Genomic DNA, 12,345 nt, shown 5'->3' on the forward strand with positions numbered 1-12,345 from the left:
TTGAAGACATGAAAGAGGCCTGACATGACCAAGGAAGTTGAATGGGCGCGCATGACCGCGCCGAGCCTGCGCGAGATTGCCGGCAAGCCGGGCGCGCTTGCGATCCTGCCGATCGGCTCACTGGAGCAGCACGGCCCACACCTGCCCGTCATCACCGACACGGCGAGCGCGTCCGCAGCTGCGATCCGCGCCGCCCGGCTGGTTGCCGATGACATTCCGGTCGCCGTTCTTCCGGGCTTGTGGACCGGCATGAGCGAACACCATCTACCGTTCGGCGGCACGATCACGCTCGACTACGATACGCTGAGCCGCCTCATCCGCTGCATCGTCCGTTCGCTGAAGACGCTTGGCTTCCAGCGCCTGTTCATCGTCAACGGTCACGGCGGCAACATGGACCCGCTCGCCGTCGCCGTGCGCGAACTGGCGGTCGAGTTCGCCATGCCGATCGTCGCCACGACGCCCTGGATGCTGTCGCCCGAGGAAGCGTCAAAGATCTTCGAGGTCGACACGGGCGCACACCATGCCTGCGAAGGCGAGGCCTCGGTCATGCTGGCGATCGTGCCGGACGCGGTGAAGACCGAGATGTTCGGCCAGGCTTTCGGCAACCAGCAGCACCCTGTCGACGTGCCGGCCGACGTGTCGCGCTTCTATTCCTTCTCCGAACGCGCGCCGGTCACTGGCACCTGGGGCGATCCGCGCAGCGCGACCGCCGAAAAGGGCGAACGCTTCCTCGACCTGCAGGCGAACGAACTGGTGAAGCTGATCCGCAACGACGTGCTCTGGACCAAGCCGGATCCGGTCTGGGCGCCCGGCCGCGGCCTCGGCACCACCGCCGGTAAGGCCGACTGATCTTTCCGGCGCAATTGCAGGCACATCGCATTCCATTCCTTTAGGGAGGACAGACCAATGAACATGAAATTCGCGCGGACGCGCAGCACCCTTGTCTCGCTCTTTGCAGCAACCATGCTGTCGGGCGCGGCACTGACGCCGGCCATGGCAAAGACACTCGTTTATTGCTCGGAAGGCGCGCCGGAAGGGTTCGACGCGGCACTCTATTCGGCCAACAGCACCTGGGACGCCTCGGCCGAGACGGTCTATGACCGGCTCACCGAATTCGCCCCCGGCACCACCAATGTCGTTCCGGGTCTCGCTGAAAGCTGGACCATCTCTGCCGACAATCTCGAATATACGCTGAAGCTGCGCGCGGGGGTGAAGTTCCAGACGACGGACGATTTCACGCCGACGCGCGATTTCAATGCGGACGACGTGCTCTTCACCTTCAACCGCCAGATGGACAAGGACGATCCGTGGCACAGCTATTTCGCCGGCGCGAACTGGGAAATGTTCAACGCGATGGAGATGCCGGCGGCGATCAAGGAGATCGTCAAGGTCGATGACAACACAGTCAAGTTCGTGCTGAACCAGCCGGATGCGTCTCTGCCGTCGAAACTCGCGCTGAACTTCGGCTCGATCGTGTCGAAGGAATATGCCGACAAGCTGGCGGCGGAGGGGCGGCGCCAGGATCTCGACCGCAAGCCGGTCGGCACCGGACCGTTCCGCTTCGTCGACTACCAGCAGGACGCGGCGATCCGCTTTGTCGCAAATGCCGACTATTGGGACGGTGCACCGAAGATCGACAACCTCATCTTCGCGATCACCACCGATCCGACCACCCGCATGCAGAAGCTTCAGGCGGGCGAATGCCACATCGCTCCATATCCGGCTCCGGCCGATATCGCCAAGCTGAAGGAAAATCCTGATCTCAACGTCATGGAGCAGCCGGGGCTCAACGTTTCCTATCTGGCGATGAACACGCTGGTCGCGCCGTTCGACAAGCTGGAGGTGCGCCGCGCCATCAACATGGCGATCGACCGCAAGGCGATCGTCGATTCCGTCTACCAGGGCATGGGACAGGTCGCCAAGAGCGTGCTGCCGCCGACGATGTGGGGCTATAACGGCAAGATCGAGGGCTACAGCTACGATCCGGAGGCGGCAAAGAAGCTCCTCGACGAGGCCGGCGTCAAGGATCTGAAGATGAAGATCTGGGCGATGCCGGTCAGCCGCCCCTATATGCCGAACGCCCGGCGCGCCGCGGAACTGATGCAGTCGGACCTCGCCAAGGTCGGCATCGGCGTCGAGATCGTCTCCTATGAATGGGGCGAGTACCTGAAGAAGGTGCGCGACGAGGCGCGTGATGGCGCGGTCATTCTCGGCGGCACCAGCGACAACGGCGACCCGGACAACCTGCTCAGCTACTTCTTCAGCTGCGCCGGCGTCGGCGGTGCCAACAATGCCAACTGGTGCTACAAGCCGCTCGACGAGATCTTCCAGAAGGCGCGGGTCAGTGCGGACCAGGGCGAGCGCACGAAGCTCTACGAGGAAGCCCAGGCGATGATCAGCGACCAGGCACCCTGGGTGCCGATCGCCCATTCCACCGTCGTGCTGCCGATGTCGAAAAAGGTGAAGAACTACGTGATGGAGCCCCTGGGCTCGCATCGCTTCGACAAGGTCGACATCGAGGAGTAACCCACCTGATCTGGGCTGGGCGCCAATCCGGTCCTTTAGGCGAGCGTTCATCCGGTTCCGCTTGGGGCGCCGAAGTTCTCGGGCTTCAGTGGCCCCATGGGGACGGATGAATGACGGCGACAATGCCCGCCCGGCGGCAGCCGACAGCCGCGCCGGGCGTTGATCGGCGTGTTCGAGTGACTATATCTGCAACTCCCTGGTACGGAGCGCCGCGGGTACGGAACGGTGCGCCTTGCGCGCAGCCGCTGACGACCCGAGGCGGCGAAATGGCCATGAGAGAAGGCAAGATGTGGTATATCCTCGGCGCGCCGGGATCCGGCAAAACGGCCGTCGTCGCGCATTTGCGCTACCTGCTTCCCCAGTCAGTGATCCTGGATTGGGACGCGCTGATGGAGCCGGCCGGGTTGCTTGCCGGCTGCAATATCAGCGAGAACGAGGCGACATGGTCGCCCTATGCCGCGCTCGTGAGGAGGGCGGTCGAGATCGCGGATCCCGCCCGTGTCGTCCTGCTTGGCGTCTGTACGCCGGATGAACTTTCGGATTGGCCCGACGGCCAATGGCTGCTGCTTGATTGTAGCGACAGCGAGCGCACGAGAAGGCTCGCGCATCGAGGCGAGGAAGACGCGACGATCGATTCTGCGCTTTCGGACGCTGCCGAATACCGGAACCTTAGGCTCGAAACGCTCGATACGACCTCTTTGACAGCAGAACAGACGGCAGAGGCGATCGCCAGCATTCTGGCTCGCGGCCGCCGTTAGAGGCGTTTCATGATGTCGCCTGCGGGCGCGGCTCCTGGTTCCGCCCCCTGCGTTCATCCTCTCCACTCAGCCACCGTCCTGCATGCCGCTCGGTCCACCTGCGGATGACCGCGATCTTTCCGCGCGTGGGCTGCTGCCTCTAACACGGTATGGCGCCTCGGTGAGGCGCGTTTGTGGCGTCAGGCCCTGAGATCGGTCGGATGGCCGCGGGTTCGGGGACGGCGTCCTGGCAGCCTCATATGTTCACGAAACGGGATGACGCCGGCGAGCGCCTTGACAAAGGCGAGTCGCTTCCATAGCATTCACAATATAGCACGTGTTCAATATATTGAACAAGAGGAAACTTGAATGAGCGGCCGCGGCGCGGAAAGAATCCTTGATCTGATCGAGTGGCTCGCGTCGCGCGGCGAGGCCTGCACTCTGGCGGAGGTCGTCCAGGCGCTTGAGCTGCCGAAGAGCAGCACGCTGCTTCTTTTGAGGACGCTGGTTGAGGGCGGGTACGTCACCCGGCAGGCCGATGGTCGTTATCTGCTGATCCGCCTGCCCGGCGAGCCGTCGGCGGACAACAATGGCTGGGGCACGATCCTGCGGGTGGCCGAGCCCATCCTTCGCGAGACCGTCGGTGCGATCGAAGAGACGGGCTTCATCGCCGTTCTCACCGACGACCGCCAGGTCCGCTACCTCAACAAGATCTTGCCGATGCGGGAGATCCGCTACGACCGCGACATCGCTGCGCCGCGCGTTGCGCACTACGTTGCCAGCGGTCTCATGCTGCTTTCCGGGCTGAACGACGGCGACCTCGAAGCCTATCTGCGCGGCGACGTCGCACGTGAGGACGATCCGGACGCAATCGCCGAGCGCGTCAGCGCCGCGCGCAGCGACGGCCATGTCGCCAATCTCTACGGACGTGTCGAGGGGGCTGCCGGTGTGGCGGCGCCGATCGTCGATCCGGACGGCCGCATCCTTGCCGTCGTCAATATTTCAGGTCCGCGCGAGCGGATCGCCAACAATCTCGAACGCGTCACCAAGGCGACGGTCGAGGCTGCGCGCCGCGCAAGTGAGGAGCTTTCGCGCCGCGTGATGAAGAACGGGAAAACCCACGGGAGGAAGTAATGACCTATATGAAAAGAGAACTGGCCGGCTGGCTCGTCGCGGCATCGGCAGCGTTCTCGACCGGCGCTTACGCGCAGGAGCCGAAGCTGCCGGACTATTATCCGGCCGACTACGCCCAGCTCGTCGACGCATCGCGCAAGGAAGCCGGGCTCGTCGTCTATTCCAACATGGCCGACAACAACTGGCAGCCGGTAATCAAGGGCTTCAACGAACTCTATCCGTGGATCAAGGTCGAGACGCTGGACCTTGGATCCGGCACGGTGCACACGCGCTGGGAGGCCGAGGCCGGCAGCGGCGCGCGCACCGCCGATGTCCTGGTGTCGGGCGCCAACGACCGCTGGGCACGCTACGGCACCGAGGGCCGCATGCTCGACTATCCCAGCCCGGAAATCGAGCGCCTGCCAGGTTTCGCCAATCCCTATCCGGGCATCTTCGTGATGTCGGCGGATCCGCTCGTCATCACCTACAACGCCGCCCTGCTTCCCGAAGGTCAGCGCCCGACCGGCTTCTCGTCGCTCGTCAAGGCGGCGGCGGCCGACAAGGCAAGCTTCGACGGCAAGATCACCACCTATGACGCCGCGCGCAATTCCTTCGGCCTCGCCGCCTGGTGGAGGACCCTGCAGGTCAAGGGTGACGAAGGCTGGAAGGAACTGCGCCAGATCGGACCGATGATCCGCGGCGAAGTCTCCGGCGGCCCGATGAACGAGAAGATTGCCACGGGCGAATATCTCGTCGGCATCGCCGTCTCGGGCATCACGATTTTCCCGCGCCTGGAACAGCCCGGCGGCGAGATCCTCGGCTTTGCCTTCCCGGACGACGGCACCCCGGTCATGCTGCGCGGCCTTGGCATTCCGAACGAAGCCGCCAACCCGAATTCGGCAAAGCTGTTCGTCGACTATCTGCTCAGCCGCAACGGCCAGACCCAGATCGGCAAGGGCGGGCTGACCCCCTATCGCGAAGACGTCGATGAAGCCGAGGTTCGCTACACCTACCAGGCGATCGCCGAGAAGGTCGGCATGGAAAATCTCATCGCCGTGGGTTTCGACCGGGCGCTGATCGACGACGCGGCGGGCTTTGCCACCAAGTGGACCGCTGCGATGGCTGGCAACTAACGGCCACGGGCAGGGCTGTCGAGCGAACCGATACCGGTCGGCGGCCTGTCCCCTTTTCTTAACAATACGAAGCCTGACGCCCGTCTCTCGCGCATGCGGACGGCCTTCGAGGACTATTGCCATGACCGAACTCGCAGCAGGGTCGCCAGCGCACGCCGGGCGTGACCGATCGACCGCAATCTTCTGGACCGTGAGTATCCTGACCACGATCCTCGTGATCGGGCCGATTGCGCCCATCATCCTCCAGGCCTTCCTGGACCAGCCGCTCTACAAGCCCGATGCCGCGTTGACCGCCGGCAATTTCGTTCGCCTCTTCACCGAGGCCGGCATGGGCAAGATCGTGCTCAACACGCTCTTCTTCGCCGTCGTGACGATGGTGGTGGCGCAGCTGTTCGGTTCGGTGATGGCGGTCATCGTCGGTCGCACCAATCTGCCTGGCCGCAAGTGGATCGGCGAGATCCTGATCTGGCCGCTGTTCGTCAGCAACCTCGTGATGGCCTTCGGTTGGTTCACGATGTACGGCCCGTCCGGCTACATCACCCTTGCGGTCAAGGCGGGGACCGGGCTTACCCCATGGAACCTCTACAGCCTGACCGGCATGAGCATCGTCGCTGGCCTCAGCCAGGCGCCGCTTGCCTATCTCATGTGCATCGGTGCCGTCACCAAGGCCGATGCGCAGCTCGAGGACGCTGCCCGTTCGGCAGGCGCCAGCCCAATGAAGGCGCTGCTCAACATCACCGTTCCGATGATGCGCCCGGCGATGGTCTACTCCGCAGTCCTGAATTTCGTCATCGGCATCGAGATGCTGGCGATCCCGCTCGTCTTCGGCGGCCCGAGCGGCATCCATACCGTGACGACCTTCCTCTACGACCAGGGCATCAACGCCGCCGTGCAATCCGACTACGGCATTGTCGGTGCGGGGGCCGTGATGCTGCTGGTCATCGTCGGCCTGCTCGTCTGGCTGCAGGGCCGCCTGATGAAGGACAGCGGCCGCTTCGTGACGGTGCGCGGCAAGGCCTCGCGCCCGTCGCTCGTCGATCTCGGGAAATGGCGCTGGGTCGCGTTCGCGGCGGTTGCCGCCTACGTGCTCTTCACCATCGTCGCCGTCTTTGCCGGCATCTTCATGCGGGCGAGCGTCAGTTTCCTCACGCCGCTGGTTCCGTTCTGGAAGCTGCTGACCCTTGCCAATTTCGAGCTGATCTTCAGCCAGCCCGGCTACATCAGGGCCATCCTCAATTCGGTGGTCATCTCGTTCCTCGGCGGCATCATCGGCACGGCCTGCGTGGTTCTGATCGCGCTCGTGGCCAAGCGCTCCGAGTACCGCTTCCGCCGTGCCCTGGAATATGTGGCCCTGTTCCCGCGCTCGTTGCCGGGCATCATCGCCGGTCTCGGCTTCTTCTATGCGGTGATCTGGGTTCCCGGCCTCGACATGATCCGCGGCACGATCTGGATCCTCATCGCCGCCTTCGTCGTGCGCTACATTCCGATCGGTTTCGGTGCGATCGCCCCGGCGCTGTCGCAGATCGGCGAGGAACTCGACCGGGCGTCCCGCATCTCCGGCGGCGACTGGTGGACGACCGTCACGCGCATCGTCCTGCCGCTCCTGAAGCCGGCGCTGTTTTCAAGCTTTGCGCTGCTCTTCATCCACTTCTTCAAGGAATACGTCACCGCGGTTTTCCTCTACCAGCCGGGATCCGAGATCATCGGCTCGACCATGCTCCAGCTCTACGCCCAGGGCGACAACGGACCCGTCTCCGCGCTGGCCACCATCCAAGTCATCATCACGGCCTTGTTCGTCTTCATGGCGCGCCGTCTACTGGGAGCCAAGATCTATGGCTGATCTCATCCTCGACGACCTTTCCATCAGCTACGGCTCCTACAAGGCCGTCAGCAACGTTTCGCTGACGATCCCGAAGGGAGAGTTCCTGACGCTGCTTGGACCTTCCGGCTGCGGAAAATCGACCACGCTGTTTGCGATCTCCGGGCTCAATCACGCAACCTCCGGCGCAATCCGAATGGGCGAGCGCGTGCTTTTCGACGGCAGAACCGGAACGGTGGTGCCGCCCGAGCAGCGCAACATCGGCCTCGTTTTCCAGAGCTACGCGCTGTGGCCGCACATGTCGGTCGCCCAGAACCTCGCTTATCCGCTGAAACTGCGCAAGATCGGGCGCGCAGAGCAGGACGAGCGGATCAAGGAAGCGCTCGAACTGGTCGAGATGGCGCGCTTTGCCGAGCGCTACCCGTTTGAGCTTTCCGGCGGACAACAGCAGCGCGTCGCGCTAGCGCGTGCCCTGGTCTACCGCCCCGGTCTCCTGCTTCTCGACGAACCGCTCTCCAACCTCGATGCCAAGCTGCGCGAGCGGGCGCGCGTCTGGCTGCGTGAGCTGCAGGAACGGCTTGGCGTCACGACCGTCTACGTCACGCACGACCAGGCCGAGGCGCTTGCCGTGTCCGACCGCATCGCGGTCATGGACAACGGCCGTATCCGGCAGCTCGGCACGCCCAAGGAGATCTATGAAACGCCGGCCGACGCTTTTGTCGCCGACTTCATCGGTTCGTCGAACTTCCTGAGCGGAACCGTGGTTGGCGGCAGCGGCGGGGCTGCCAGCGTCCGCCTGGATGAACAAACGGTCATCCGCGCCAATGCCGGTGCAGGCGGCACGGGCGAGAAGGTGGTCGTGGCAGTCCGTCCGGAACGTCTGCAGATCGTCGGCGGCGCCGGTGACAACGTCGTGCAGGCGACGGTGCAGGGCGGCGCCTATCTCGGATCCGTCTATCAGTATGAGCTTGTCGGTGCGGGCAGCACCTTCCGCGTGCAGACGAGCCGCGAGATCGCCGACAGCCAGGTCTTTGTCTATGTGCCGCCGGAAGCTTCGACCCTGTTTTCCGCGCAATCCCGCCCGCAGGCCTGACGCATGAGGACGGATCAACCTATGACCAGGGAACCGAAACGCTTCGATGCGGATGCAAAGGGGCCGCTCCACGGCATTCGTGTCGTTGACCTGTCCCGCCTCGTTGCCGGAAACATGCTGTCGCTTCAGCTCGGCGATTTCGGCGCCGACGTGATCAAGGTCGAGCCGCCGGCCGGCGACCCCTTGCGCGACTGGCGCGACGGCGGAAGCTCGCTCTACTGGAAGACCTACGGCCGCAACAAGCGGTCGGTGATGCTCAACCTGCGCGAACCGGCGGCGATGGACGCGCTGTTCAAGCTGCTCGACACGGTCGATGTCTTCATCGAGAACTTTCGGCCGGGCACGCTCGAAGAGATGGGACTGGCGCCCGAAAAGCTTCTGGCGCGCAATCCCGATCTGATCATCGTGCGCATTTCCGGCTTTGGCCAGACCGGTCCCTACGCGGAGCTTCCCGGTTTCGGCACGCTGGTGGAAGCGATGAGCGGCTTTGCAGCGCGCACCGGATTTCCGGATCGCGAGCCGGTGTTGCCGCCGCTGGCGCTTGCCGACATGATCGCCGGCATCTACGGCGCGTCCGCCGTCAGCACGGCGCTTCTGGCCCGCGAGCGAGGCATTGCCCGCGGCCAGGTCATAGATCTTTCCCTGCTTGAGCCGATGTTCTCCGTGCTCGGGCCGGAGGCGGCGATCTACAAGACCACCGGCAAGATCAAGGAGCGTGTCGGCAGCGGTTCGAACACGACCTCGCCACGAAACGTCTATCGCTGCGCGGACGGCAAGTTCGTCGCCTTGTCCGGCTCGACCCAGGCCGTGGCGAAGCGGATCTTCGAGATCATCGGCCGGGCCGACATGATCGACGATCCGCGCTTTGCCACCAACACCGACCGGGTTTTCAACCGGCCGCTGGTCGACGAGGCGGTGGGGGCCTGGTTCGCGACGCGCGATCGTGATGACGCACTCGACGTGATGCGGGAGGCGGGAGCGACCGTCGGTCCCGTCTACAACATCGCCGATGCCTTTTCCGATCCGCACTTCGTCGAGCGCGAGGTTTTCACCGAGGTCGAGGATCGTGATTTCGGTTCTCTGCCCATGCACAACATCCTGCCGCGGATGTCGGGAACGCCCGGCGTCTGGCGCAATCCGGCGCCGTCGCTTGGCGAAAACACGCGCGACGTGCTCGCGGAAGCCGGTCTGTCGACCGACGAGATCGATCTGATCATGGGAGGACGAACCGAATGAGGCTGCGCTCGCTCCTTTACGTCCCCGGCAGTTCGCCCCGGTTCCTTGAAAAGGCGCACGAACGCGGCGCCGATGCGATCATCGTCGATCTCGAAGACGCGGTCGCGCCGAGCGAAAAGGAATCCGCAAGGGCGGCACTCGGCAAGAACCTGCCGATGGTCGGGCAGCGCGGCGCCATCGTCATCGTCCGGATCAACACCCATGACGAGGCCGCGATGCTCGCGGATGCGGCGGCAGCCTGCGAAGCCGGGGCCGACGCGCTCTACGTGCCGAAGGTGTCCTCGCCCGAGCTTCTGCACCGGCTCGACCGCCATCTGACGCCGATCGAAACCGCGAAGCAGCGCAGCCCGATGCGTTTCGTGCCGCTGATCGAGGACCCGATCGGGTTGCAGAATGTCGCGTCCATTGCGACGGGGCCGCGGGTCTTTGCACTTTCGGCCGGTGGCGAGGACCTCGCCACATCGATGGCGGCACAGCCGACGCCGGAGGTCCTGCGTCTGCCGAAGCTCCTGATCCATTATGCGGCGAAGGCGGCGGGGATCATGTCCTTCGGCTTGCTGCGCAGCACGGCCGACTATGCCGACAAGGTGGCGCTGACCGCTGCCATCAGGGAGGCCAAGGACTTCGGCTTCGATGGCGCGACCTGCATCCACCCGAGCGTCGTTGCCCTGCTGAACGACGGCTTTTCACCGTCCGGGGCCGAGATCGACCGCGCCCGGCGCCTCATCGAGGCTGCAGATGCGGCCGCAGCGGACGGCGTCGGTGCCTTTGTCTTCGAGGGCAAGTTTGTCGACCTGCCGATCGTCACACGCGCCCGCGCCTTGCTGACGCGCGCCTCACATTGACCGCCCCCAGCGTGGGGAAGCCTATTGGAGAAAACAGTGTCAAATCCTTCCAGCGCCATGGGGGAGCGCCGCAAATGGCGCGTTCTCGTGACCCACAATTCGATCGCCGAGAGTGCGGTCGAATTGCTCAACGCGCATGACTGCGACGTCTTCTTCTCGCCGCCTTACGATGCCTCCGACATCGTCGCCGCGCGTGCCGCCGAACTCGGCATCGACGCGATCATGGTTCGCCAGGGCCAGATCAACGAGGCGGTGATCGCCGCCTCGCCGAAGCTGAAGGTCATCGTCAAGCATGGCGTCGGCGTCGACAATGTCGACATCCAGGCAGCGGCTGACCGGGGCGTGCCGGTATTGCGTTCCATGGGATCGAACGCGCGCGCGGTCGCCGAACACGCGATCGCGCTTTCGCTCGCATTGCTCAAGGAGATCGGCCCGCTGACGGTAGCGGTCAAGGACGGCCGCTGGCCGAAGCCGACTTTCATGGGGCGGGATATCATCGGCACGGTGATGGGGCTCGTCGGTTATGGCGCGATCGGGCGGGAAACGGCTGCGATGGCCCGTGCGCTCGGTATGGACGTGATCGTCTACGATCCGCATGCGGCGGCGGGGCTCGCCGAGGCGAACATCGAAACCGTCAGCGACGTGGACGACCTCGTCCGCCGTGCCGATATCGTCAGCCTGCATTGCCCGCTGACGGCCGAGACGCGCCACCTGGTCGACGCCCGTCGCCTTTCTTTGATGAAGCCGACGTCCTTCATCGTCAACACGGCGCGCGGCGGCCTCATCGACGAGGCAGCGCTTGCCATCGCCCTGCGCGACAAGCGCATCGCGGGTGCCGCCCTCGACAGCTTCGCCATCGAGCCGCCGGCTGCCGACAATCCGTTGTGGGCGGCGCCCGACCTGCTCGCCACGCCGCATATCGGCGGCGTGACCAAGGGCTCGTCGAAGGCCATGGCGGAAATCGCCGCCCGGCACATCATCAGCGTGCTCGGCGGCGAAGCACCCGATGCCTTCAGCCTTGCAACGCCGCAGAGCCTCGGCCTGCGCAAACAGCCAGCCTAACCGTTCCGAGGAGAGAACAAGATATGCCGATCGGTTTCCGAGTGAAGAGCGACATGGAACGTGTCGATCCCTCCTATATCGAGGCGTTCCGCGCCTTGCCCGTCGCCAACGTGTCCGACAGCATGTCCCGGCTGGTCGCCGGCGGCGACCGGTTGCGCCCGATGCATGGCGGCGGCGTGCTGTCCGGCCCGGCGCTCACGGTCAAGACCTGCCCCGGCGACAACCTGATGCTGCACAAGGCGATCGATATCGCTAGCCCCGGTGACGTCATCGTCGTCGATGCCGGCGGCGATACCACCAATGCGTTGATGGGCGAGTTGATGCTGGCCCATGCGGTAAAACGTGGGGTCGCGGGCTTCGTCCTCAACGGCGCGATCCGCGACGCCGAGGCCATTCGCGCCCAGGACCTGCCGCTTTACGCAATCGGCGTGACGCACCGGGGACCCTACCGCACCGGTCCCGGCGAAATCGGCTTCCAGATCTCGATCGCCGGCATGGTGATCAATCCGGGCGATCTCATTCTGGGAGATTTCGACGGCGTGGTGTGCATACCCAGAGCCGACGCCGACACGGTTCTCAAGGCGACCCGCGCCAAGCACGAGGCCGAGGCCAAGCAGATGAATGCGACGGTGCTCGGCGAGATCGACCGGTCCTGGGTTGACCGCGAACTGCAAAGACTGGGCTGCAGCTTCGTCGGCGAGGGCGCCTGAAACACGTTTGCGAGCGCCCGAGATCGAAGGCGCCGATGCGGCCCGTTCGGCGTTGGCTCGCCCGGGGCGGG

The 12,345-nt window shown here is 64.6% G+C and carries 11 protein-coding genes; all 11 read left to right on the plus strand.

From position 1 onward, the window contains the following. Positions 1-24: 24 nt before the first annotated feature. Positions 25-849 (plus strand): creatininase family protein, encoded by an 825-nt coding sequence (locus IB267_RS26215; RefSeq protein ID WP_192450451.1) that lies wholly within the window; start codon positions 25-27, stop codon positions 847-849. Positions 850-912: 63 nt separating this feature from the next. Next, positions 913-2,526, plus strand: a complete 1,614-nt coding sequence (locus IB267_RS26220) for an ABC transporter substrate-binding protein (RefSeq protein ID WP_192450550.1) — start codon at positions 913-915, stop codon at positions 2,524-2,526. A gap of 110 nt (positions 2,527-2,636) precedes the next feature. Beyond that, positions 2,637-3,284 carry an AAA family ATPase gene (locus IB267_RS26225; protein ID WP_192450452.1) on the plus strand — a complete coding sequence of 216 codons (648 nt, stop codon included), beginning with the start codon at positions 2,637-2,639 and terminating at the stop codon, positions 3,282-3,284. A gap of 348 nt (positions 3,285-3,632) precedes the next feature. Next, positions 3,633-4,397 (plus strand): IclR family transcriptional regulator, encoded by a 765-nt coding sequence (locus tag IB267_RS26230; RefSeq protein WP_192450453.1) that lies wholly within the window; start codon positions 3,633-3,635, stop codon positions 4,395-4,397. After that, positions 4,397-5,509 (plus strand): ABC transporter substrate-binding protein, encoded by a 1,113-nt coding sequence (locus IB267_RS26235; protein ID WP_210336011.1) that lies wholly within the window; start codon positions 4,397-4,399, stop codon positions 5,507-5,509. Before IB267_RS26230 ends, IB267_RS26235 begins: the two co-directional genes overlap by 1 nt. Positions 5,510-5,630: 121 nt before the next feature. Continuing rightward, the gene (locus IB267_RS26240) at positions 5,631-7,349 is read left to right on the plus strand and encodes an iron ABC transporter permease (RefSeq protein ID WP_192450454.1); all 1,719 of its coding nucleotides are present in this window, start codon (positions 5,631-5,633) and stop codon (positions 7,347-7,349) included. Next, entirely contained in the window at positions 7,342-8,421 is a 1,080-nt protein-coding gene (locus IB267_RS26245; protein WP_192450455.1) for an ABC transporter ATP-binding protein, read from the plus strand. The genes IB267_RS26240 and IB267_RS26245 overlap by 8 nt, the downstream gene beginning before the upstream one ends. A 21-nt stretch (positions 8,422-8,442) precedes the next feature. Next, positions 8,443-9,657 carry a CaiB/BaiF CoA-transferase family protein gene (locus tag IB267_RS26250; protein ID WP_192450456.1) on the plus strand — a complete coding sequence of 405 codons (1,215 nt, stop codon included), beginning with the start codon at positions 8,443-8,445 and terminating at the stop codon, positions 9,655-9,657. After that, the gene (locus IB267_RS26255) at positions 9,654-10,502 is read left to right on the plus strand and encodes a CoA ester lyase (RefSeq protein WP_192450457.1); all 849 of its coding nucleotides are present in this window, start codon (positions 9,654-9,656) and stop codon (positions 10,500-10,502) included. The genes IB267_RS26250 and IB267_RS26255 overlap by 4 nt, the downstream gene beginning before the upstream one ends. A 36-nt stretch (positions 10,503-10,538) precedes the next feature. Further along, positions 10,539-11,564: a hydroxyacid dehydrogenase gene (locus IB267_RS26260; protein ID WP_371742644.1), complete on the plus strand. Its 1,026-nt coding sequence runs from the start codon at positions 10,539-10,541 to the stop codon at positions 11,562-11,564. Between the two features lie 23 nt (positions 11,565-11,587). Further along, positions 11,588-12,274 (plus strand): RraA family protein, encoded by a 687-nt coding sequence (locus tag IB267_RS26265; RefSeq protein ID WP_192450458.1) that lies wholly within the window; start codon positions 11,588-11,590, stop codon positions 12,272-12,274. Positions 12,275-12,345 lie beyond the last annotated feature (71 nt).

Origin of the sequence: Ensifer sp. ENS09, assembly GCF_014852425.1 — a bacterium.
Taxonomy (GTDB): Bacteria; Pseudomonadota; Alphaproteobacteria; order Rhizobiales; family Rhizobiaceae; genus Ensifer.

Coding starts and splice junctions, on each gene's coding strand:
- IB267_RS26255 (WP_192450457.1), top strand. CDS start 9,654: ATGAGGCTGCGCTCGCTCCTTTACGTCCCCGGCAGTTCGCCCCGGTTC.
- IB267_RS26265 (WP_192450458.1), top strand. CDS start 11,588: ATGCCGATCGGTTTCCGAGTGAAGAGCGACATGGAACGTGTCGATCCC.
- IB267_RS26245 (WP_192450455.1), top strand. CDS start 7,342: ATGGCTGATCTCATCCTCGACGACCTTTCCATCAGCTACGGCTCCTAC.
- IB267_RS26230 (WP_192450453.1), top strand. CDS start 3,633: ATGAGCGGCCGCGGCGCGGAAAGAATCCTTGATCTGATCGAGTGGCTC.
- IB267_RS26215 (WP_192450451.1), top strand. CDS start 25: ATGACCAAGGAAGTTGAATGGGCGCGCATGACCGCGCCGAGCCTGCGC.
- IB267_RS26235 (WP_210336011.1), top strand. CDS start 4,397: ATGACCTATATGAAAAGAGAACTGGCCGGCTGGCTCGTCGCGGCATCG.
- IB267_RS26220 (WP_192450550.1), top strand. CDS start 913: ATGAAATTCGCGCGGACGCGCAGCACCCTTGTCTCGCTCTTTGCAGCA.
- IB267_RS26240 (WP_192450454.1), top strand. CDS start 5,631: ATGACCGAACTCGCAGCAGGGTCGCCAGCGCACGCCGGGCGTGACCGA.
- IB267_RS26225 (WP_192450452.1), top strand. CDS start 2,637: ATGACGGCGACAATGCCCGCCCGGCGGCAGCCGACAGCCGCGCCGGGC.
- IB267_RS26250 (WP_192450456.1), top strand. CDS start 8,443: ATGACCAGGGAACCGAAACGCTTCGATGCGGATGCAAAGGGGCCGCTC.